Source organism: Acidibrevibacterium sp. (genome assembly GCF_049965395.1).
Lineage (GTDB): Bacteria > Pseudomonadota > Alphaproteobacteria > Acetobacterales > Acetobacteraceae > Acidibrevibacterium > Acidibrevibacterium fodinaquatile.
This window is the reverse complement of sequence record NZ_JBMFWJ010000015.1, coordinates 37,054-58,172: the sequence shown is the minus strand read 5'-3', so window position 1 is coordinate 58,172 and position 21,119 is coordinate 37,054. Positions and strand designations below refer to the sequence as shown.

The following is a 21,119-nucleotide window of genomic DNA, read 5'->3' as shown; positions in this document are numbered from 1 at the left end:
AGGCGCCGCCCCCTTCCGCCTGCTATTTCGGTGCCATGCGGATGGCGCCGTCGAGGCGGATGGTCTCGCCGTTCAGCATCGGGTTGGCGATGATGTGCATGGCCAGCGCCGCGAATTCTTCCGGCTGGCCGAGGCGGCGCGGGAAGGGAATGCTGGCGGCGAGGCTGTCTTGGACCTCTTGCGGTAGGCCGCGCAGCATTGGCGTTGCGAAAATCCCCGGCGCGATGGTGCAGACGCGGATCCCCGCGCGCGCCAGGTCGCGCGCGATCGGCAGCGTCATGCCGACGATCCCGCCCTTCGATGCCGAATAGGCGGCCTGGCCGATCTGGCCATCGAACGCCGCGACCGACGCGGTGTTGACGATGACGCCGCGCGCGCCGTCGGCGAGCGGCGGCAGGGTCTCGGCGTCCGCCGCCATCAGACGGATCAGGTTGAACGAGCCGATCAGATTGACCTCGATCACGCGGCGGAAATCCTCGAGCGGCATCGGCCCGGCTTTGCCGACCACGCGCCCCGATTTGCCGATCCCGGCGCAGTTGATGAGAATCCGCGCCGCACCATGCTGGGCGCGGGCCTCGGCCACCGCCGCCTCGGCGCTTTCGGCGCTGGCGACATTGCAGGCGAGCGCGATGCCACCAATCTCGCTCGCAACCTCGGCCGCGCGCGCCGCGTTCATATCGAGAAGGGCGACCTTGGCGCCGGCCGCGGCCAGCGCCCTGGCCGTTGCCTCGCCAAGGCCGGACGCGCCACCGGTGACCAGCGCCGCGGTATTTTTGAGATCCATGATTTCCTCCGTGGTTCGTTGTCGAGGAGTCCGTGGCACGCGTTCCGGCAGCGGTCAATTGCCGTGCTGACACGGCTGGGCTAGACCGCGTGGCGCACAACGCGCCCCGTTTCGAGGCCCCGTTTCGAGGAATGTCGCCATGGCCGTGATGCCCGATCACTGGATCCGCGAAATGGCGGAAACCACCCGCATGATCGACCCGTTCGTCGAGACCCAGCGCCGCGACGGGGTGATCAGCTTCGGGCTTTCGTCTTACGGCTATGACGCCCGCGTCGCCCGCGCCTTCAAGATTTTCACCAATGTCGACTCCGCCGTCGTCGATCCCAAAGCCTTCAGCCCGCAAAGCTTCGTCGATCGTGACAGCGACGTCTGCATCATTCCGCCCAACAGCTTCGCGCTCGCCCACACGGTGGAATATTTCCGGATCCCGCGCGATGTCGTCGTCATCTGCCTCGGCAAATCGACCTATGCCCGCTGCGGCATCATCGTCAACGTGACGCCGCTGGAGCCGGAATGGGAGGGCCAGGTGACGATCGAGATTAGCAACACGACGCCGCTGCCCGCCAAGATCTATGCCGGCGAGGGCATTTGCCAGTTCCTGTTCCTCAAAGGCGATAGCCCCTGCGACGTGAGCTATGCCGACAAAGCGGGAAAATATATGGGCCAGCGCGGCGTCGCGCTGCCCAAGCTCTAGAGGATTAGGATGGATGTCAAGATGAAGGAGCTTCTTTTTCTGAAGAAAAAGAAGCAAAAAGACTTTTGTCCCGTTTTCTTGGGGGAGCAGTGCCGCAGGCACCGCGCAACCGGGGAAAAAGTTCTTTTTTTCAAAAAAGAACCCCTGTCATGGACCGTATCCTGATCCGCGGCGGCCGGCCGCTCGCCGGCCGGCTTGCCATCGGCGGCGCCAAGAACGCGGCGCTGCCGCTGATGGCGGCGGGGCTTTTGACCGAAGAGCGGCTGGTGCTGGAGAATGTCCCAGAGCTTGCCGATATCGACACAATGGCGAGCCTGCTTCTCGAAGCCGGCCTCACTCTCGAGCGCCAGGGCCGGCGTTGTGCGATCGGCGGGCGCATTACCCGCACCGAGGCGCCCTATGACATCGTGCGGCGGATGCGCGCCTCCGTCCTTGTGCTCGGGCCACTGCTCGCGCGCTGTGGGGAGGCGCGCGTGTCGCTCCCCGGCGGCTGCGCGATCGGGACGCGCCCGGTCGATCTCCATCTCAAGGGGTTGGCGCAAATGGGCGCCGACATCCGGCTCGAAGGCGGTTATATCGATGCCCGGGTCGCGGGCCGGCTGCATGGCGCCGAAATCGTGCTGCCGTTTCCCTCGGTCGGTGCGACCGAGAATCTGTTGATGGCGGCGACGCTGGCCGAGGGTGAGACAATCATCGCCAATGCCGCGCGCGAGCCGGAAATCGGCGATCTCGCCGCCTGCCTCAACGCCATGGGGGCGGAGATCAGCGGGATCGGCAGCGACCGCCTGACGATCACCGGGGTTGCGCGCCTCCATGGCGCGACGCACGCGATCCTTCCCGATCGGATCGAGACCGGCACCTATCTCTGCGCGGTTGGCGTGAGCGGCGGTGAAATCCTGCTCGAAGGCGGGCAAGCAACCCATCTCGCCGCCCTCATCCGGGCTCTTGGCGAGGCCGGGGTCGTGGTCGAGGAGACGGCGGCAGGGCTTTTCGCCCGACGGGTGGGGAAGCTCGTCGGCGTCGATGTCATGACCGAGCCCTATCCCGGCTTTCCGACCGACATGCAGGCGCAGTTCATGGCGCTGATGGCGGTTGCTGAGGGGGCGGCAATGATCACCGAGACGATTTTCGAGAACCGCTTCATGCACGTCCCCGAGCTCAATCGCATGGGGGCGCGGATCAATGTCCATGGCGCCTCGGCGATCGTGCGCGGGGTCGGCGGCGCGCTCTCTGGCGCGCCGGTGATGGCGACCGATCTCCGCGCCTCGGTCTCGCTGGTGCTCGCCGGCCTTGCCGCGCGCGGCGAGACCATCGTCAACCGCGTCTATCACCTCGATCGCGGCTATGAGGCGCTGGTCGAGAAGCTCACTGGCTGCGGCGCCGCGGTCGAGCGGCTCAAAGGGTGATCCCAGCGATGGGGCCGCATAGCTTCTTTTGTCTCGACGGCCATACCTGCGGCAATCCGGTGCGCCTCGTCGCCGGCGGCGCGCCGCTCCTCACGGGCGCGACGATGAGCGAACGGCGCGCCGATTTCATCGCCCGCTTCGACTGGATCCGCCGCGCCCTGATGTTCGAGCCGCGCGGGCATGACGTGATGTCGGGCGCCATCCTTTATCCCCCGCTCCGCGCCGATTGCGATGCGGCGATCCTGTTCATCGAAGTTTCCGGCGCCTTGCCGATGTGCGGCCACGGCACCATCGGGACGGTGACCATGGCGCTCGAACACGGCCTCATCACGCCAGCGCGCGAGGGCGAGGTGGCGCTCGACGCCCCGGCCGGGCGGGTCGTCGCCCATTATCGGCGTGAGGGGCGGTTCATCGAGGAGGTACGGCTGCATAACGTTCCCGCGTTCCTCGCCGCCGCCGATCTTCGCGTCACCTGCCCGGGTTTGGGCGACATCACTGTCGATATCGCCTATGGCGGCAATTTCTACGCGATCGTCGAGAAGCAGCCGGGTTATGACGGGCTCGAATCGCTTTCGGCTGACGCTATTCTCCGCCTGAGCCCTGGGCTGCGCGACGCCGTCAACCGCGCAATCGCCGTCACCCACCCCGAGGACGCGACGATCCGCGGGGTTTCCCACATTCTCTGGGCCGGCGCGCCGCGCGATCCCAAGGCAACCGCGCGCAATGCGGTTTTTTACGGCGCCCGCGCCATCGACCGCTCGCCCTGCGGCACCGGCACCTCGGCGCGCATGGCGCAGCTCGTCGCGCGCGGGCGGCTTCGGGTTGGCGACGAATTCATCCACGAAAGCATCATCGGCTCGTTGTTCGAAGGCCGCGTTGAAAGCGCCGCAACGGTCGGCGGTAAACCCGCGATCCGCCCGAGCATCGCCGGCTGGGCGCGCCTGCACGGGCTCAACACCATCCTCGTCGATCCGCGCGATCCGTTTTGGGCCGGGTTTCAGGTGGAATGAGAAAAAGAAAAACAAGAAAAATGTTCTTTTTTGAAAAAAGAACCAAAAAAAACTTTTACCTTTTGGGCAATGCCGTAGGCACTGCCCGTATCGCGGCGTTGGCCGCGCCGAGAAACCGGGACAGAAGTCTTTTTGCTTCTCTTTCTGAAGAAAAAGAAGGAATTTACTGACTGATTTAATTGTTATATCATAATTTGACTTGAGACAGGACACAGGCGGGGAGGGTCGGATGTCTGAACCATCGTCTCTGGCGGTGCCGGTGGCACCTCGCCAGTCGCTTTCCTGGCGTGGTGTCTTGCGTGCGGCCCGCAATAACCCGCTCCAGCTCTGGACCGATAGCGCCTATGAGCAGGACGTCGAAAGGCAGAGTTTTCTCGGCAAGCCGCGCCTTCTGCTCAACGCGCCCGATGCCATCCAGCACGTGCTCATTCGCGAGGCGAACCATTTCCGCCGCACGGCCCCCTCCATCCGGCTACTTCGCCCCTTCGTCGGACGCGGGCTTTTGCTCAGCGAGGGCGAACTCTGGCGCCGCCAGCGGCGGGTGATCGGGCCGACCCTCGCGCCGCGCGCTTTGCCGCCGCTGATGGGCGAGGCGGCGCGGGCGATCGCCGCCGCCCTGCCGGCGCTCGACGCCGCAGCCGCGGCCGGGGCGCCGGTCGATCTCCTGGCGGCGATGCAGGCTCTCGCCCTCAACATCGCCGGACGCTCAATGTTCTCGGTGGCGATGGAGATGTTCGGCGTCGAAATGCGGAAAATGTTCAACACGGCGTCACGAGACATCTCACGGCCGGATTTTTTTGACCTAGTGTTGCCGATCGGCATCCCGAGCCCGCGCGATGTTCGCCGCTGGTGGTTTCAGCGCCGCTGGATGGGCCTGATCAGCCGCATCATCGCCGCGCGCGAGGCGGCTGACGACAAAACCGGCGATGGCGCCGATCTCTTCGACCTTCTGCGCGCCGCCTGTGCCGGCGATGGCGCGGCGGGCCGCCGTCAGCTCCGCGACGAAGTGGCAACGATGATCATCGCCGGGCATGAAACCACGGCGCTGACACTATTCTGGTCGGCGATTCTCCTCGCCACCGCGCCGGCGGTGCAGGCGCGCATCGCCGCCGAGGCGGACGGTCTCGATCTCGGGCCGGAGGGCGCGCCGGCGGCGCTCGAGCGGCTCTCCTACACCCGCGCCGTGGTCAGCGAGGCGCTTCGCCTTTACCCGCCGGCAGCGGTGATCGTGCGCGAGGCAACCGCCGAGACGCGCTGCGGCGCCCTCACCATCCCGCGCGGGGCGCTGGTGTTCATCTCGCCCTGGGTGCTGCACCGCCATCGCAAGCTCTGGACAGCACCAGAGCATTTCGACCCCGAGCGCTTCCTTCCTGGTGCGCCGCCCGTGCCGCGCTTCGCCTATCTTCCCTTCGGCGCCGGCCCACGGGTCTGCGTTGGCGCCCAGTTCGCGCTCGCCGAGGCGACGCTGGTGCTGGCGACGCTCGCGCGACGCTTCGTGATCGAACGGCTGGACGCGGCGCCGGTGATGCCAGTCAGCGTAGTGACGACACAGCCCGATCGCGCGCCGCCATTTCGGCTTCATGCGCGATGAGTCTGCGGTTCGGCTGGCGTTGGAGCGGGGCGGGCCTGGCCCTCCTCCTGTTGATCGCCGCCGAGGCATCGCGGTCCTGGCTGCCGGGTGATCCCGCGCTGGCACGCCTGGTGCAGGCGACGCTGCCGGCGTCGCCGGGATGGGCTGAAGCCGTCTCCGCGCTCGGCGGTTTCCCGGCGGTGTGGCTTTTGCTGGTCGTAACCGCCGCCGGCGCCGCCTGGTTGCGCGGCGGGCGCGGCGTGGTCGCCGTCGCGCTCAGCTTCGCTGGTATGGTGCTGCTCGACCGGCTGTTGCGCCACCTCGTTTTCCAGCCGCGGCCGGGGCCGGGGCTCATTCGCGTCGTTGGCCATCCGCCCGGATCGGCCTTCCCTTCCACTTTCGCCCTGTTGTTTGGCGCGACGATCGGGTGTTTCCTATTCTGTGCGGCGTCGCGGCGGCGCTGGCTCTGGGTCGTTGCCGCCGTTCTGGCGCTCGTGCTCGGCTTCGCGGCACGGATCGCGCTGGGCGCCCACTGGCCAAGTGATGTGTTGGTCAGTTATTTCGCGGCGCTGCTGTGGAGCGGCGCGGTCTTGCGCAGCATGAAGAGCGCGGCGAGCGCGGAAAGCGCGAGCCCGGCCGACACCAAAAGCGCATAAAGCCCGAGCCGGTCGAGGATCAGGCCGAACAGTAAGGGCGCCAGCGCCTGCGCCGCGCGCGCCGGGGCGCCGAGCCAGCCGGTGCGCGCGCCATAGCCCTCGGGGCCGAAAATCGCCAGCGGCAAGGTGCCGCGTGCAATGGTGAGAATGCCGTTGCCGGCGCCATAAAGCAGCGAAAACGCGACCGCCAGCGGTGCCCCCCACAGCGCCAGTAGCGCCGCGCCCAACGGGTGCAGCGCGGTCGCGATCCGTGCCGGGATCAGCGGATGGGTGCGGCGGAGAAACAGGAATTCGGCGATCCGCGCCATCACCTGCGCCGGGCCGACCAGCGCCGCCGCACCGATCGCCGCCGCCGGGCTCGCCCCCGCCATCTCGAGAAGCTGCGGCAAATGTGTCGCCATCGCGCCGGTGACGAACCAGGCGCTGGCGAAAACATAGGCAAGCAATACCATCTCGCGGCGCTGATCGCGGGGCTCCCCCTCATCGGGCTTGGGCGCTGGCGGTGGTGCGCGCGGCACCAAAAACGCGTTCAGCGGCAAGCCGAGCACGAGATGCAGCCCGGCCCAAGCGAGGCAGGCGCCGCGCCAGCCGAAATGCGCGGCGAGCACGGCACTGAGCGGCCAGCCGACGGTGGAGGCGAAGCCGGCGAACAAGGTGATCCCGGTGATCGGCCCGCGCGCGGCATTGCCGTAAAGCCCGGCAAGCGTCGCGAAGGCCGAATCATAGAGCCCGAGCGCCATACCGACGCCAACCACCGCCCAGGCGGCAAACAGCGCGACCGGCCCATGCGCCAAAGCCAACGCGCTTAGTCCGGCGATGAAGACGAGGTTGGAGGCAATCAAGATCGGCCGCCCGCCGCGGGCATCGATCGCCCGACCCACCGCCGGCCCGCTCACCGCCGCGATCAAAAGCGAGGCGGAGACCGCGGCGAATACTGCCGTCCGGGTGGTTCCCGTTCCCTGCGCCATCGGGGCGGCAAGAATCGCCGGCAGATAATAGCTCGATGCCCAAGCCAGCGTTTGCGTGGTGCCGAGCGCGAAAATCACCTGCCAGGTGTGGGCTCGCGCGCTCACCCGCCCGCGAGCGCCGCTTCCACGCCGGCGGCCAGGGCAAACAGCGCCGCGTCCGCCATCGTCTCGCCAACCAGCATCAGCCCCGCCGGCGCCTCGCCCGGCGAATGGCAGGGCAGGCTGATCGCGCAGCGGTCGAGAAAATTGACCAACGAGGTGTTGCGCAGCGTTTGCAGATTGAGACGCTGATAGGCGTCGTCATCGGCGACATCGGCGATGCGTGGCGGCGCGATCGGCACCGTCGGCAGTATCAGGGCATCGAAGTCAGCGGTTTCGGCATCCATCGCCGCGATGATGCGCGCCCGCGCCGCCAGGAGATCGACGTAATCGGCGGCGCGAGGCTCTGCCCCCCGCAAAATCCGGGCGGCGACCCGCGGGTCATAGAGGGCTGCGCTCTCGGCAAGCAGCTGGCGATGCCAGGCATAGGCTTCCGGGGCGCTGAACCCGCCCAAGCGGTTCGCTGCTGGAATGTCTTCGAGCGGGGGGAAAACGCGGCTCTCGATCCGTGCCCCGCGATCGCGCAAGACCGCGCAGGCGCGCTCGAACGCGTGGGCGATCGCCGGGTCGAGGCCGGCCATCGCGTGCCCTTCCGGAATCGCGAAGCGCCGTCCGCTGACCGGAAGCGGCGCTGGCGGCTTGGCGGTGATCGCCCCCGCCATAATGGCATCGAGAATGGCGCAGCAGGCAACACGCGGTGCCAGCGGCCCGACCGAATCGAGGGTTTCCGAAAGCGGCAAGACGCCGTCGCGCGGGATCCGCCGCGCCGTCGGCTTATAGCCGGTGATGCCGCAAAACGCCGCCGGAATGCGACAGGAGCCACCGGTATCGGTGCCGATCGCCGCCGCCGCCATGCCATCGGCGACGGCAACCGCCGAGCCCGAGGAGCTACCGCCCGGGACATGCCCGATCTCCCGCTGCCAGGGGCTGCGCGGCGTGCCGTAATGCGGGTTGAGGCCGAGGCCGGAATAGGCGAACTCGGTCATGTTGGCGCGGCCCATGGGGATGAAGCCGGCGGCGATCAGGCGCGCAACAATACTGGCGTGGGCCGCAGCCGGCGGCGCCGCGGCGAGCACCCGCGAGCCCGCCGGGGTCGGTTCGCCGGCGATATCAAAGAGATCCTTGAGCGCGATCGGAATGCCGGCGAAGGCCGAGGGCGCCCTTCCTGCCGCGCGCAGCCGATCGATCGCCTCGGCGCTGGCGCGCGCGGCCTCGGCATGGACTTTGATGAAGGTCTGCGCCCCTTCGCCGGCGGGGTCTCCGATGCGCGCGAGCGAACGTTCAACGAGGGCGCGGGCGGTGAGTTTGCCATCGGCGAGGCCGGCGGCGAGATCGAGCAGGGTTTCCATGGCCGGAATCCTGCCTCGCGCTCAGCGCGGCGTAAAGAGGGCGCCGGCACCATCGGCGCCCTCTGTCATCCTCCGATCAGACCGCCCATGGCCGCAAGTTCGGCGAGGTGGTGGTCGGCATCGCCAAACAAAAGCTCGATCATCGTCATGCGCTTGAAATAATGGCCGACTTTATATTCCATCGTCATGCCGATGCCGCCATGGAGCTGAATCGCTTCCTGGCCGACTTTATGGCCCGAACGCCCGATTTGGATTTTCGCCGCCGCCATCGCGCGGCGGCGGTCGGTGGCGTCCGCTTCTGCGGCCATCATCGTCGCGAACATCGCCATGCTGCGCGCCTGCTCGATCGCAACCAGCATATCGACGGCGCGGTGCTGCAAAACCTGAAATTGTCCGATGGCGCGGCCGAATTGCTTGCGGGTGCGGAGATAATCGAGCGTCACTTCATGCATCGCCGCCATCACCCCGACCGCCTCGGCGCAGAGCGCCGCGATCGCCTCATCCACCACCCGCGCGATGACGGGAAACGCCTCCCCCGGCACGCCGAGCGGTATCGCTTGCGTGTCGCTCAACGAAATTTCCGCAGCCCGCGTGGCATCCTGCAAGGCATAGCCGCGCCGCGAGACGCCCGGGGCTTTGGCATCGACAAGGAAAAGCCCGATCCCGTCATGCGCGCGCTGCGCGCCGGAAACACGCGCGCTGACGATCAGCCGATCCGCGTGTTCGCCGGCGAGGACAAGGGATTTCTCGCCGCTGACGCGCCAGGCGCCGGCGCTTTCGCGCGCCGCGGTGGTGACATCGGCGAGATCGTAACGCGCCTGCCGCTCGGCATGCGCGAACGCCAGGCGGAGCGTGCCGGCGGCGATCGCCGGGATCAGCTCGGCGCGCTGTGCCGGGCTCGCCGCGTGGCGCAAGAGGCCGCCGGCGAGCACCACGGTCGCGAAATAGGGCTCGAGCACGAGGCCGCGCCCGAACGCCTCCATGACGATCATGGTCTCGACCGCGCCGCCGCCGAACCCGCCATCGGCCTCGGCGAACGGCAGGCCGAGAAGCCCCATTTCGGCGTATCGCGCCCAGAGATCGGGCGAAAACCCCTCGGGCAATTTGAGATATTTCTTCCGTTGCTCGAAATCGTAATTTTGGAGGATGAGCTTTTCGACGCTATCCTTGAGCAGCGATTGTTCTTCGCTAAGATCGAAATCCATGTTTCCCTCAGAGCCCGAGAATCGCCTTGGCGATGATGTTGCGCTGGATCTCGTTCGAGCCGCCATAGATCGAGATCTTACGCCAGTTGAAGTAGGTGGGGGCGGCGGGGGCGGCATAATCCGGGCCGATCGGCGGCTCGTTCCAGCCTTCTTCGAATTGCGGCTGATAGGGCATGGCGTAAGGGCCAACCACGTCCATGAGCAATTCCGTCGTCGCCTGCTGGATTTCCGAGCCCTTGATCTTGAGGATCGAGGAGGCGGGATCGGGCTTGCCGCGGGCGCCGCGCCGCTCATTGGCAACCACCCGCAACTGCGTCAGCTCCAACGCTTTCAATTCGACCTCGACGGCGGCCAGCTTTTCGCGAAACCGCGGATTATCGATCACCCGTTGCTCGCCGACGCGCTCGAGAGCCGCGAGTTCCTTGATACGCCGGATGCGTTCTTTCGAGGTGCCGACGCGGGCGATGCCGGTGCGCTCGTTGCCAAGCAGGAATTTCGCGTAATCCCAGCCCTTGTTTTCTTCTCCGACGAGGTTTTCAAGCGGCACCTTGACATCGTCGAAGAACACCTCGTTGACCTCATGCCCGCCATCGATGGTCTGGATCGGACGCACCGTGATTCCGGGCGATCGCATGTCGATCAGCAGAAAGGAAATGCCTTCCTGCGGCTTGGCAGAAGGATCGGTGCGCACGAGACAGAAGATCCAATCCGCATATTGCGCGAGCGTGGTCCAGGTTTTCTGGCCATTGACGACGTAATGATCGCCATCGCATTTCGCACTGGTGCGCAGGCTCGCGAGATCGGAGCCCGAGCCTGGCTCGGAAAATCCCTGGCAAAACCAGATATCGATATTGGCAATCTTGGGCAGGAACTCGTGTTTTTGCCGCTCATTGCCAAACATTGCGATGACCGGCCCGACCATGCTGACATTGAACGGCAGCGGCGGCGGCACGTTCGCCTGCTGCATCTCATCCTGATAGAAATAGGTCTGGATCGGGCTCCAGTCGCGCCCGCCCCATGCCTTCGGCCAATGCGGCACCGCAAGCCCGCGCGCGTTCAGAAAGCGCTGCGAGACAACCATCTCATCACGTGAAAGATGGCGTCCTTCGCTCGCTTTGCGCCGGATCGCCTCGGGAAACTCGTTGCGAAAGAAATGCCGCATTTCGTCGCGAAATGCGATCTCTTCCTTGGTGAACGCGAGGTCCATGAGCGAAACTCCCAGATGAGAAAAGGCAAGAGAGACTCTTCTTTTTCTGAAGAAAAAGAAGCAAAAAGACTTCTGTCCTTTGGGCAGTGCCTGTGGCACTGCCCGTTTCGCAAAGATAGGACAAAAGTTTTTTGGTTCTTTTTTTCAAAAAAAACTCTTCCTTAGAAAATCTCGAACAACCCGGCCGCCCCCATGCCGCCGCCGATGCACATGGTGATGACGGCGCGCTTGGCGCCGCGCCGCTTACCCTCGATCAGCGCGTGCCCGGTCATACGCGAGCCGCTCATGCCGTAGGGATGGCCGATGGCGATCGAGCCGCCATCGACATTGAGGATATCGTTGGGAATGCCGAGCCGGTCGCGGCAATAGAGCACCTGGCTCGCGAAGGCCTCGTTAAGTTCCCAAAGATCGATATCGTCCATCTTCAGCCCCTGGCGCTGGAGCAGGCGGGGGACGGCGAAGACCGGGCCGATGCCCATCTCATCAGGCTCGCAGCCAGCGACGGCGAGACCGCGAAAGGCCCCGAGCGGCGTCAAGCCACGGCGCGACGCTTCGCGGTCCGACATCACGACGCAGACACTGGCGCCGTCGGAGAGCTGGCTCGCATTGCCGGCGGTGATGAAATGCTCCGGCCCGCGCACCGGCTTCAACGCAGCGAGCCCGGCGAGCGTAGTCTCCGGCCGATTGCCCTCATCCTGCTCAAGGGTCACGGGATGGTGGGAAACGGCACCGGTTTCCTTATCGACGACGGCTTTTACCGTACTCATCGCGACGATCTCCTCGGCGAGCCTACCTTCCCGCTGCGCCGCGGCGATGCGTTGCTGGCTTTGCAACGCGTATTCATCCTGCGCCTCGCGCGAGACTTTATAACGGGCGGCGACGATATCGGCGGTTTCGATCATCGGCATATAGATCGCCGGCTTGTGCGCTTCTAGCCACTCATTGCGGGCATGATGGCGATTGGCGTGGTCTTGCACCAGGCTGATTGATTCGAGCCCGCCGGCGACCGCGACCGGCACGCCATCGACGATGACGCGCTGAGCGGCGATCGCGATCGCTTGCAGACCCGAAGAGCAAAAGCGATTGACCGTCATCGCCGAGACGCTAACCGGGAGCCCGGCGCGCAACGCCGCCTGGCGCGCGATATTGCCGCCGGTCGCCCCTTCCGGCATGGCGCAGCCGAGCACCACTTCCTCGACGTCGCCAGGCTCGATTCCGGCGCGGCTCACGGCGTGGCGGATGACATGGCCGCCGAGATCGGCGCCATGCGTGAGATTGAAGGCGCCGCGGCCGGCTTTGCCAATCGGCGTGCGGGCAGTGGCGACGATGACGGCTTCGACCATGGTGGGCTCCTCTCTATGACGCCGGCGCGGGCGCGCCGGGGGTGTGTTGGCTCGCTTCTTGCTCGATCAGATCCCGTTTGGAAAGTTTGCCGACCGGGGTGCGCGGCAGGCTGGGCCGAAATTCGAGCGCCGTCGGCAATTCGTGGCGCCCGAGCTTGTCGGCGAGAAAGGCGCGCAATTCCTCGAGCGTGAATGGCTCAGCCCCCTCGCGCAAGGTGACGAACGCCTTCGCCGCCTGGCCGCGATAGGGATCGGGCACGCCGATCACGATGACCTCGGCAACCGAAGGGTGCTCATAGATAGCGTTTTCGATCATCGTCGGATAGACGTTGAAGCCGCCCGAGATGATCATATCCTTCTTGCGATCGACGAGAAAGAATTGACCTTTTTCGTCCATATAGCCGATATCGCCGGTCAGGAGCCAGCCATCGACGAAAGCGCTCTCGGTTTCTTCCGGCCGTTTCCAATAGGCTTTGGTGACATTCGGTCCCTTGATGCGGATTTCGCCGCGCTCACCGGGAGGAAGAACGCGGCGCGGATCATCGAGGGCGACGATGTCCATCTCGATCCCCGGCAATGGCACGCCGATCAACCCCGCGGTATAGATCTGGCCGGGCATCAGCGAGGTACCGGCGGGTGCGGTTTCGGTCATCCCCCAGCCGCCGCCGAGGCGATGGCCGGTAAGCTTCTCCAGCCGCTCAGCCACCTCTTGCGGCAACGGCGCGCCGCCGGAACCGATCGACCGCAGCGAAGACAAATCATATTTCTCGATGTCGGGATGATTGGCGAGCGCGATCCACATCGTCGGCACGCCAGGGAAATTGGTCGCGCGCTTTTCGCTGATGTCGCGGAGCGTGGTTTCCGCATCAAAGCGAATCCTCAACAACTGCTCGACGCCGTTCCTAATGCCAAGCAAAAGCACATTGGTCAGCGCATAGATATGAAAATAGGGCAAAACGCCGATGATTTTATCATCCGGCCGCGATGCCCGCCCATTTCCGGCAAGCCAAGCATTATAAATCGCGACGGCGCTGGTGAAATTGCCATGCGTGAGCATCGCCGCGCGCGGCAGACCGGTGGTGCCGCCGGTATATTGCAAAACGGCAACATCATCGGACGTCAGAGACGGCCACGAGGGCGGCATCGGCGCCTCGCCCAAGGTTGCGAAGTCGATCGCGCCTTCGGGAAGCGGCGAAAGCGGAACCGGGAGTGCCCCCCAGGCGTCGGCGGTGCCGACCACGAGATGCGCCGCAACCCCGTCCCGCGCCAATATAGCCGCGTTTGTCAATAAGTTCGCGAGATTGGCGGTGACCAGAATGCGCGACTCGCTATCCTCCATCTTATATCGGAGCGCGCGCGGCGGGTCGAGCGGCGAGAGATGGACGACACGTGCGCCCGTGCGGAGCACCGCGAAAAACGCGATCGGATGATAAGGAAGATTGGCGAGATAAAGCGCAACCGAGCGCCCGGGCCCGGCGCCCAAGCGGGCAAGGCCGGCGGCGGCGCGCGCGACGGCGGCACCGAATTCCGCAAAACTCATGCGATGACCGTTGAATTCGAAAGCCGGCCGGTCGCCATAGGCGGCGACCGCCTCGTCGAGCATGTCCGTCAGCGTGCCGGCCGCGATCTTCGTCCCCCAGTCGAGGCCCGGCGGATAGATCGCTTCCCAGGGATGCGGACGTGAGCCGCTCATCGCTGCGCCCCTTTCGTCAAACGGCGATGGTCTGCACCGGGAGATCCGCGAAACCTTGGCCCGATGCCGCCAGTTTTTCGAGCAAGGGCGCCGGCTTCAAGGTTTTGTCAGGGCTCGTTGCAGCGTAATGGGCGAGCCGATCGCGGATCTGTGGCAAGCCGACCTGATCGGCGTAAAACATCGGCCCGCCGCGCCAGACCGGCCAGCCATAGCCATAGATCCAGATGATATCGATGTCGCTCGCGCGCATCGCCATGCGTTCCTCGAGAATGCGCGCGCCTTCATTGATCATCGGATAGATCATGCGCTCGGTGATTTCGGCGGCATCGATCCGGCGGCGGGTAATGCCGCGTTTTTCCGAGGCCGCGAGAATGATTTTCTCGACCTCGGGATCGGGCATCGGTGTGCGCGAGCCCTTCTCATAGCGATAATAGCCGGCGCCGGTTTTCTGGCCGAAACGCCCAGCTTCGCAGAGCGTGTCGGAAATTTCCGCTGTCACCCCGCGTGCCTTGCGGATGCGCCAGCCGACATCGAGCCCGGCGAGATCGCCCATCGCGAACGGGCCCATCGGAAAACCGAAGGCAAGCACTGCGGCATCGACATCCCAAGGCAGCGCGCCTTCGAGCAACAGCATCTCCGCCTGCGTCGTACGCCGCGCCAGCATGCGGTTGCCGACGAAGCCATCGCACACGCCGACCACCGACGTCACCTTGCCGATACGCCGGCCGATGCCGAGCGCCGTCGCCAGCGCCGTAAACGAGGTCTTGCGCGCGCGGACGATTTCAAGAAGCCGCATGACATTGGCGGGGCTGAAGAAATGCATCCCGAGCACGTCCTCGGGGCGCTTCGTCACCGCGGCGATTTGGTTGATGTCGAGCGTCGAGGTGTTGCTCGCGAGCAAGGCGCCTGGCTTGGCGAGGCGATCGATCTCGGTGAACACACGGCGTTTGAGATCCATCTCCTCAAACACCGCCTCGATCACGAGATCGCCCTCGGCGACGGCGCCGAAATCGATCGTGCCGGAAATCTGTGCCATGCGTTTGTCCATCTCCGCCTGGGTCAGGCTGCCGCGCGAGATCGCGATGCGGTAATTCTCGGCGACCCGGTCGAGCCCGCGGGTTAGCGCCGCCTGCTCGGTTTCGATCACCCGCACCGGAATCCCGGCATTGGCGAAACACATGGCGATGCCGCCGCCCATCGTGCCGGCGCCGATGACGACGGCGCGGGCGATCGGCTTTTCCTTGGTGTCGGCCGGCATGTCGGGGAGCTTCGCGGCCTCGCGCTCGGCGAAAAAAACGTGGCGCTGAGCTTTTGACTCAGGGCTCCCAAGCAGTTCCATGAACAGCGCCAGTTCCTTTTTCTGCCCCTCCTCGAAAGGCATGGTGACAGCGGCGCGCACGGCGTCCACACAGGCTTTCGGCGCTGGCAGACCGCGCAGACGCTGGAGCTGCTTTGCGACCGCGCGGTCGATGACGCTGGGATCGGCCTTGGCGGCGGCGAGCTTGTCGTCGCGATCGCGCACGCGCGGTGGTTTTCCCCCGGCCTTCATCACCTCGCGGGTGAAATCGAGGGCGGCGGCGCGGAAATCCCCCTCCAAAACGGCATCGAGCGCGCCCATGGCCAAGGCTTTTGCCGCCGGCACCGGATCGCCGCTGACGATGATCTGTGCCGCAACCTCCGCGCCGACCAGGCGCGGCAGGCGCTGGGTCCCGCCGGCGCCGGGCAGCAGACCGAGCTTGACCTCCGGCAGGCCGACGCGCGACCCCGGCGCCGCGACGCGATAATGGCAGCCGAGCGCCAGCTCAAAACCGCCGCCGAGCGCAAGCCCACTGATCGCGGCGATCACCGGCTTTGCCATCGCATCGAGGAGCGCGATGACGTCGATCAGGCTCGGCGGCTGGCGTGGCGTGCCGAATTCGCTGATATCGGCGCCGGCGGAAAAGGCGCGCGCGGTGCCAATCAGCATCACCGCCTTCACCGCACCACTGTCACGGGCTTTTTCGATGGCGGCGACGAGGCCGCTCCGGAGCGCGTGGCTCAGCGCATTCACCGGCGGATTATCCATCGCAATGATCGCGATCGCGCCGCCGTCTGTGGTTTCGTAAGTCACCACCGCATTGATATTGCCCATGATCATTTCCTCCGCCGTTCTATCTTGTCACACTTCTAGCCATTCCTGACGAATTTTTGCATTCGCCGAAAATTCGGCCGCCGTGCCCTCGAACACGATGCTGCCATGACCCATGATATAGAGCCGCTGGGCGAGTTCGAGGGCAATCGCCAGTTTCTGTTCGACGAGCAGGATGGTAACCCCGCGCCGCGCCACCTCGGCGAGGAGATCGCGCACCCGCGCGACCATCATCGGCGCCAGCCCCTCGGTCGGCTCATCGACCATGATCAGGCGCGGATTGCCCATCAGGGTGCGGCAGATGGTGAGCATCTGCTGCTCGCCGCCCGAAAGCGCGCCGGCCGGCGCCGCCGCGCGCTCGCCAAGGCGTGGGAACAAAGCATAGGCGTCGGCCAGCGCAAAGGCCGCTTGACCTCGACGCACGCCGCGCTTCTCGCCGAGCAGCAGATTTTCGGCGACCGTGAGATCGGGGAAAATGGCGCGATCCTCGGGGACATAGCCGAGCCCGCGGCGGGCGATCTCATGGGGCGCGAGGGTGCTGATGTCCTCGCCCTTGAAGCGGATCGCGCCAGCGCGCGTAACCCCGCCCATGATCGCCTTCAGCGTCGTCGAGCGGCCGGCACCATTGCGCCCGAGCAGGGCGACGATCTCGCCCTCGCCGATCGCAAGCGTAACCCCGCGCAGAACCTGGCTCTTGCCGTACCAGGCGTCGAGGTCGCGGATCTCGAGCATCATGTCAGAACCTCCGCCGCGGCGCCAAGATAGGCGGCGCGCACCCGCGCATCGCCGCGCACCGTCTCCGGCGGGCCGGAGGCGATCACCCCGCCATCGGCGAGCACGGTGATGGCATCGGCGAGGTTGAACACGACGGAGAGATCATGCTCGATCATCACCAGCGTGCGCCCGGCGGAAAGCCTGCGCAGCAGCGCGACGGCGCGTTCGGTTTCGGCGCGGCTCATGCCGGCGGTCGGCTCGTCGAGCAGGATGGTATGCGCACCGCCGACGAGGGCGAGGCCGATTTCGAGCGCCCGCTGCTCGGCATAGGCGAGCGCACCGGCAGCGACATTGCGCCGCGGGCCGAGATCGAGAAGAGCCAGCATCTCCTCGATGCGCGCGGTAAGGTCGGCGAACCCGTCGATCCGGCGCCAGAAGGCATGGCCGCAGCCGGAGACGCGCATGCCGGCGATGCGCAGATTCTCGAACACCGAAAGCCGCGGAAACAGGCTCGTCACCTGAAAACTGCGGGCGAGGCCGCGGCGGAAAATCGCGTGCGGCGAAAGCCCGGTGATGTCCTCGCCCGCGAGCCAGACGCTGCCGCGATCGAGCCGGAGGCGGCCAGTGATGAGATGAAACAGCGTCGATTTACCCGCACCGTTGGGGCCGATGATGGCATGGCGGGTGCCGGCCGGAATGTCGAGCGAGACATCGCGCAGGATCGAGGTCGCGCCAAAGCTTTTATAAAGCCCGCGGAGCGACAGGGCGGGCTCGCTCATGAAACGCCCCTCGCCGCGTGCGCCGCCGCCTCCTGCCAGGCGGCGCGCGCCGGCGGCGCAAGGCGGTGGAGAAGAACGGCGCCGAGGAGGAACAGAGCCAGCGGGATCAGCCATTGCGCGGGTTCCGTCGGCTGAATGGCGAGGCCGAACAGGCGCCCGGCCTTGGCGCCGCCGCGCACGGCTTGCAACCGGTAGGCGAGTTCGGCGAGCCCGACCACCCCCGCAAGCGTCAGCGCCATCGCCGGCAACAGCGCGAGATAGGGGGCAAGCAACCGCGCGCCGCCGCCGGCACGCAGGATCGGCGCATGGCTTTGGATGATCCCGGATATCCCCCCCGGCGCCCAGAGTACCATGGTGACAAAAATCAGCCCGGAATAGAGCTGCCAGGCGTCAGTCACGGTGCCGAGCGCGACCTGCAGCAGCGTCACCACCACGGCGCCGATCACCGGCCCGGAAAATGTTCCCACACCGCCGATATAGGTCATCAGCAAAACCGCGCCCGAGGCCGCCGAACCGATATTGGAGACGGTCATGATCTCGTCGTTCAGCGCCTGCATCCCGCCCGCGACCCCGGCGAAGATCCCGGCGAGGAGAAAGGTCAGAAACCGGATGCGCGCCGGGTCGTAGCCGAGAAAATCGACCCGCAGCGGATTGTCGCGGACGGCATTGGCCAGCCGCCCGAGCGGCGTCCTCGTCACCCCCCACATCAGCGCCGCGGCGATCATGGCCCAAGCCGCGAGCACGTAGTAGATCTGCAGCGCCGAGCCGAAATCAAAGCCAAATAGCGCCGGGCCAGCCGAGCGGTCGCCGGAAACCCCCTCCTCGCCGCCAAACCATTGCGGGATCATTACTACCAGGGCGACGGCGAGTTCGGCGATACCGAGCGTGATCATCGCAAACGAGGTGCCTTCGCGGCGTGTCGCGAGCCAGCCGGCGGGAAGGGCTGTGAGCCCGCCGCCAACGGCGCCAGCGAGCGGCAAAAACACCACCGGGAGCGCCAAACCACCATCGACCAGCTTCAAGAGATGCAGGCTCGCAAAGCCGCCCAGGCCGAAAAACACCGCATGCCCGAAATCGAGCATCCCCGCCTGGCCAAGCAACATGTTGAAGGAGAGCGCGAAAACGATGGCGATCGCCATGCGGTTGAGAAGCGAGAGACCAAAGCCACTGGCGAGCCAATGCGGCGCGACGGCGGCGATCACGATCGCCGCGCCCCAGAACAGGGCGGCGCCGCGCACGCCGCGGCGCATCCCGCTCTTGCCGGCGCTGGCGATGGCGAGAGGGTCCGCCATCTCAATCCGCCCGCGCGCCCATCAACCCACGCGGATTGAGCGCAAGCAGAAGGACCAGCATGAGATAGGGTACCGCCGGCGCGGCATGGGCGATGGTGAGTTGGCCGAGCGCGCCATGCGGGTCGAGCGGTAAGCCGATATGGCCGAGCACCGAACCGAGCGGCGCATCAAGCGTCACTGACGCGGTCTGGACGAACCCGATCGCGAGCGAGGCGATCAAGGCGCCGGGAATCGACCCGAGCCCGCCCATGATGACGACGGCGAAGACGATCGGGCCGAGGGCATCGGCCATGCCCGGCGTCGTCGTGAAGACATTGCCGCCGATGACGCCGGCGAGCCCGGCGAGCGCGCAGCCGGCGCCGAACACCAGCGTGAACACACGCGGCACGTTATGGCCGAGCATCGCCACCATGTCGGGATGGGTCAAGGCGGCGCGGATGACGAGGCCGAGCCGGGTGCGCGCGAGCGCGGCATAGAGCCCGGCGAAGATCGCGACCGAAACCGCCATCATGAACAGCCGATAGGCCTGATACTGAATGCCGCCGAGGGTGAACGCGGGGAAATCGAGCGCCGCCGGCACGCGATAGGGCGCCGCCGTCCGCCCCCAGATCAGCGGCACAATCTCGCCGATGATGAACGCAAGCCCGACGGTGAACAAAAGCTCGGCGAGCTTGCCATGGCGATGCACGGCACGCAGGCCATACCGCTCGACCGCGACGCCAAGGACACCGACGAGAAACGGCGCGATCACCAGCGCCGGCCAGAAACCGAGCCCGACGCTGATCGTATAAGCGAAATAGGCGCCAAGCATGTAAAAGCTGGCATGGGCGAAGTTGAGGACGCCCATCATGCCGACGATCAGCGTAAGACCGCTCGAGAGCATGAAGAGAAGCAGCCCGTAAACCAGGCCATTGAGCAGAACGAGAAGGATTTCCTGCATCAAAACTGGCCTTGTTCCCGCGGCCGCGCTCAGCCCGGCGCCTTCATTGCGCAGGTGGTGGGGAGGCGCGTCTCCTCGGCGTCGAAGCGCTTGATGGTCTTAAAGCCGAGCGGCACGCCGGGGAACATATGCGGCATGTCCGGCGCCAGGATCGAGACATACATCGGCTGCAGCAATTGATGATTGTCGGCGCGGATCTCTTCGTGGCCGAGGGGGGTGTCGAACTTCATCCCGGACAAGACTTTTCCGACCTTGAGCGGGTCGGAACTGTCGGCCTTCTTCATCGCCGCGGCCAGCGTGTCGATCATGTCGACGACCCGCCAGTAATAGAAATTCTCGTTGTATTTGGCTTTGAACTCGGCCGCCATGCGGTCGATCGCGGGGGCATCGACATTCTCGTGCCACTCGCTGATCTGGGCGTCGCCCTTGCCGGCCATGCCGACCGCTTGCACGGTTTCGCGAGCGCCGAGATAATAGGTAAAGAAGGTTGCGGGAAAGCCGGTATCGGCGGCGGCTTTGACGAGCAGCGTGAGATCGGCGCCCCAGGCGCCGGTGACCACCGCATCGGCGCCGGCGGCACGCATTTTGGCGATATAAGGGGTGAAATCGGTCACTTTGCCGAGCGGCACGCGTTCGGTGCCGACGATCGCAAGATCGGCACGTTTGCCGCCGATCATCGCGACCGCTGCTTTTTCCACCGATTGCCCAAAGGAATAATCCTGGTTGAAAACATAGACTTTATGGATGTTGGGGCTCGCGACAATATAGTCAGCAAGCGCTTTCATCTTCATGTCACTGTCGGCATCGAAGCGGAAATGCCACCAATTGCATTTCTCGTTGGTGAGCGCGGGATCGACGGCGGCATAGTTGAGATAGAGCACGGCATGCTCGGGATCGCGGCGGTTGTTTTTCGCAGTGGCGTCCGACAACGCGAAGGCGACCGAGGAGCCATCGCCCTGAGTGATGTAGTGGATGCCGTCATCGACCGCCTTGCGGAACATGGTCAGCGACTTTTCCGGGCTCACCTCGTTATCCATCACCACCAATTCGAAGGTGCGGTTGCCGGCGGCGTGGGCGGCATTCACCCGGTCGATGGCGAAGCGGAAATGCTGCTCGCCGAGCCGGCCGGTCGACGCGAACGGGCCGCTCATCGGGTCGATATAGGCGATCCGCACAACCTCATCGGCGCGCGCGGTCACGGCCGGCCCGGCGAGCAGGGCCCCTGCCGCGACGGTGCCGAGCACAACGGCTTTGGTAAACTTCATCTCCGCCCTCCCTCGTC

The 21,119-nt window shown here is 65.7% G+C and carries 18 protein-coding genes; 5 read left to right on the top strand and 13 right to left on the bottom strand.

Features of this window, described 5'->3' with window-relative positions; all coding sequences use genetic code 11:
• Nucleotides 1–22 precede the first annotated feature (22 nt).
• The gene (locus ACP5M5_RS06815; protein ID WP_427936353.1) at nucleotides 23–784 is read right to left on the bottom strand and encodes an SDR family NAD(P)-dependent oxidoreductase; all 762 of its coding nucleotides are present in this window, start codon (nucleotides 782–784) and stop codon (nucleotides 23–25) included.
• A gap of 139 nt (nucleotides 785–923) precedes the next feature.
• Between ACP5M5_RS06815 and dcd the strand changes: the two genes are divergently transcribed.
• From dcd to ACP5M5_RS06790, 5 genes are all read left to right on the top strand, one after another.
• Nucleotides 924–1,478, top strand: a complete 555-nt coding sequence (dcd, locus tag ACP5M5_RS06810; protein ID WP_427936352.1) for a dCTP deaminase — start codon at nucleotides 924–926, stop codon at nucleotides 1,476–1,478.
• A 149-nt stretch (nucleotides 1,479–1,627) separates the two neighbouring features.
• Nucleotides 1,628–2,884, top strand: coding sequence for a UDP-N-acetylglucosamine 1-carboxyvinyltransferase (gene murA / locus ACP5M5_RS06805; protein ID WP_427936350.1), 1,257 nt, complete (start codon nucleotides 1,628–1,630; stop codon nucleotides 2,882–2,884).
• An 8-nt stretch (nucleotides 2,885–2,892) separates the two neighbouring features.
• Complete coding sequence (locus tag ACP5M5_RS06800; RefSeq protein ID WP_427936349.1) at nucleotides 2,893–3,894, top strand: 4-hydroxyproline epimerase; 1,002 nt, start codon at nucleotides 2,893–2,895, stop codon at nucleotides 3,892–3,894.
• A gap of 229 nt (nucleotides 3,895–4,123) precedes the next feature.
• A complete protein-coding gene (locus tag ACP5M5_RS06795; protein ID WP_427936348.1) occupies nucleotides 4,124–5,485 on the top strand; it encodes a cytochrome P450 in 1,362 nt (453 codons plus the stop codon).
• The gene (locus ACP5M5_RS06790; protein ID WP_427936347.1) at nucleotides 5,482–6,120 is read left to right on the top strand and encodes a phosphatase PAP2 family protein; all 639 of its coding nucleotides are present in this window, start codon (nucleotides 5,482–5,484) and stop codon (nucleotides 6,118–6,120) included. The genes ACP5M5_RS06795 and ACP5M5_RS06790 overlap by 4 nt, the downstream gene beginning before the upstream one ends.
• Here ACP5M5_RS06790 and ACP5M5_RS06785 read toward each other — a convergent pair.
• The 12 genes from ACP5M5_RS06785 to ACP5M5_RS06730 form a co-directional block, all read right to left on the bottom strand.
• Nucleotides 6,021–7,193, bottom strand: a complete 1,173-nt coding sequence (locus tag ACP5M5_RS06785) for an MFS transporter (protein WP_427936346.1) — start codon at nucleotides 7,191–7,193, stop codon at nucleotides 6,021–6,023. The genes ACP5M5_RS06790 and ACP5M5_RS06785 overlap by 100 nt on opposite strands.
• A complete protein-coding gene (locus ACP5M5_RS06780; RefSeq protein WP_427936345.1) occupies nucleotides 7,190–8,536 on the bottom strand; it encodes an amidase in 1,347 nt (448 codons plus the stop codon). Before ACP5M5_RS06780 ends, ACP5M5_RS06785 begins: the two co-directional genes overlap by 4 nt.
• 65 nt (nucleotides 8,537–8,601) lie before the next feature.
• Nucleotides 8,602–9,741, bottom strand: coding sequence for an acyl-CoA dehydrogenase family protein (locus ACP5M5_RS06775; protein ID WP_427936344.1), 1,140 nt, complete (start codon nucleotides 9,739–9,741; stop codon nucleotides 8,602–8,604).
• 7 nt (nucleotides 9,742–9,748) lie between these two features.
• The gene (gene pimC, locus ACP5M5_RS06770; RefSeq protein ID WP_427936343.1) at nucleotides 9,749–10,948 is read right to left on the bottom strand and encodes a pimeloyl-CoA dehydrogenase large subunit; all 1,200 of its coding nucleotides are present in this window, start codon (nucleotides 10,946–10,948) and stop codon (nucleotides 9,749–9,751) included.
• Between the two features lie 161 nt (nucleotides 10,949–11,109).
• Nucleotides 11,110–12,291 carry an acetyl-CoA C-acyltransferase gene (locus tag ACP5M5_RS06765; protein WP_427936342.1) on the bottom strand — a complete coding sequence of 394 codons (1,182 nt, stop codon included), beginning with the start codon at nucleotides 12,289–12,291 and terminating at the stop codon, nucleotides 11,110–11,112.
• Between the two features lie 13 nt (nucleotides 12,292–12,304).
• The gene (pimA, locus tag ACP5M5_RS06760; protein ID WP_427936340.1) at nucleotides 12,305–13,984 is read right to left on the bottom strand and encodes a dicarboxylate--CoA ligase PimA; all 1,680 of its coding nucleotides are present in this window, start codon (nucleotides 13,982–13,984) and stop codon (nucleotides 12,305–12,307) included.
• Between the two features lie 16 nt (nucleotides 13,985–14,000).
• The gene (locus tag ACP5M5_RS06755) at nucleotides 14,001–16,115 is read right to left on the bottom strand and encodes a 3-hydroxyacyl-CoA dehydrogenase NAD-binding domain-containing protein (protein WP_427936339.1); all 2,115 of its coding nucleotides are present in this window, start codon (nucleotides 16,113–16,115) and stop codon (nucleotides 14,001–14,003) included.
• A 27-nt stretch (nucleotides 16,116–16,142) separates the two neighbouring features.
• Nucleotides 16,143–16,847: an ABC transporter ATP-binding protein gene (locus ACP5M5_RS06750; RefSeq protein ID WP_427936338.1), complete on the bottom strand. Its 705-nt coding sequence runs from the start codon at nucleotides 16,845–16,847 to the stop codon at nucleotides 16,143–16,145.
• On the bottom strand, nucleotides 16,844–17,605 hold the full coding sequence (locus ACP5M5_RS06745) for an ABC transporter ATP-binding protein (protein WP_427936337.1): 762 nt from the start codon (nucleotides 17,603–17,605) through the stop codon (nucleotides 16,844–16,846). Before ACP5M5_RS06745 ends, ACP5M5_RS06750 begins: the two co-directional genes overlap by 4 nt.
• Nucleotides 17,602–18,897 carry a branched-chain amino acid ABC transporter permease gene (locus tag ACP5M5_RS06740; protein ID WP_427936336.1) on the bottom strand — a complete coding sequence of 432 codons (1,296 nt, stop codon included), beginning with the start codon at nucleotides 18,895–18,897 and terminating at the stop codon, nucleotides 17,602–17,604. Before ACP5M5_RS06740 ends, ACP5M5_RS06745 begins: the two co-directional genes overlap by 4 nt.
• Nucleotide 18,898: 1 nt before the next feature.
• Complete coding sequence (locus ACP5M5_RS06735) at nucleotides 18,899–19,837, bottom strand: branched-chain amino acid ABC transporter permease (RefSeq protein ID WP_427936335.1); 939 nt, start codon at nucleotides 19,835–19,837, stop codon at nucleotides 18,899–18,901.
• Between the two features lie 29 nt (nucleotides 19,838–19,866).
• A complete protein-coding gene (locus ACP5M5_RS06730; RefSeq protein WP_427936334.1) occupies nucleotides 19,867–21,102 on the bottom strand; it encodes a branched-chain amino acid ABC transporter substrate-binding protein in 1,236 nt (411 codons plus the stop codon).
• Between the last annotated feature and the right edge of the window lie 17 nt (nucleotides 21,103–21,119).

Excerpts from the sequence above, each read along its gene's own strand:
- ACP5M5_RS06815 (WP_427936353.1), bottom strand. The coding sequence starts at position 784 with ATGGATCTCAAAAATACCGCGGCGCTGGTCACCGGTGGCGCGTCCGGC.
- dcd (WP_427936352.1), top strand. The coding sequence starts at position 924 with ATGGCCGTGATGCCCGATCACTGGATCCGCGAAATGGCGGAAACCACC.
- murA (WP_427936350.1), top strand. The coding sequence starts at position 1,628 with ATGGACCGTATCCTGATCCGCGGCGGCCGGCCGCTCGCCGGCCGGCTT.
- ACP5M5_RS06800 (WP_427936349.1), top strand. The coding sequence starts at position 2,893 with ATGGGGCCGCATAGCTTCTTTTGTCTCGACGGCCATACCTGCGGCAAT.
- ACP5M5_RS06795 (WP_427936348.1), top strand. The coding sequence starts at position 4,124 with ATGTCTGAACCATCGTCTCTGGCGGTGCCGGTGGCACCTCGCCAGTCG.
- ACP5M5_RS06790 (WP_427936347.1), top strand. The coding sequence starts at position 5,482 with ATGAGTCTGCGGTTCGGCTGGCGTTGGAGCGGGGCGGGCCTGGCCCTC.
- ACP5M5_RS06780 (WP_427936345.1), bottom strand. The coding sequence starts at position 8,536 with ATGGAAACCCTGCTCGATCTCGCCGCCGGCCTCGCCGATGGCAAACTC.
- ACP5M5_RS06775 (WP_427936344.1), bottom strand. The coding sequence starts at position 9,741 with ATGGATTTCGATCTTAGCGAAGAACAATCGCTGCTCAAGGATAGCGTC.
- pimC (WP_427936343.1), bottom strand. The coding sequence starts at position 10,948 with ATGGACCTCGCGTTCACCAAGGAAGAGATCGCATTTCGCGACGAAATG.
- ACP5M5_RS06765 (WP_427936342.1), bottom strand. The coding sequence starts at position 12,291 with ATGGTCGAAGCCGTCATCGTCGCCACTGCCCGCACGCCGATTGGCAAA.
- pimA (WP_427936340.1), bottom strand. The coding sequence starts at position 13,984 with ATGAGCGGCTCACGTCCGCATCCCTGGGAAGCGATCTATCCGCCGGGC.
- ACP5M5_RS06755 (WP_427936339.1), bottom strand. The coding sequence starts at position 16,115 with ATGGGCAATATCAATGCGGTGGTGACTTACGAAACCACAGACGGCGGC.
- ACP5M5_RS06750 (WP_427936338.1), bottom strand. The coding sequence starts at position 16,847 with ATGATGCTCGAGATCCGCGACCTCGACGCCTGGTACGGCAAGAGCCAG.
- ACP5M5_RS06745 (WP_427936337.1), bottom strand. The coding sequence starts at position 17,605 with ATGAGCGAGCCCGCCCTGTCGCTCCGCGGGCTTTATAAAAGCTTTGGC.
- ACP5M5_RS06740 (WP_427936336.1), bottom strand. The coding sequence starts at position 18,897 with ATGGCGGACCCTCTCGCCATCGCCAGCGCCGGCAAGAGCGGGATGCGC.
- ACP5M5_RS06735 (WP_427936335.1), bottom strand. The coding sequence starts at position 19,837 with ATGCAGGAAATCCTTCTCGTTCTGCTCAATGGCCTGGTTTACGGGCTG.
- ACP5M5_RS06730 (WP_427936334.1), bottom strand. The coding sequence starts at position 21,102 with ATGAAGTTTACCAAAGCCGTTGTGCTCGGCACCGTCGCGGCAGGGGCC.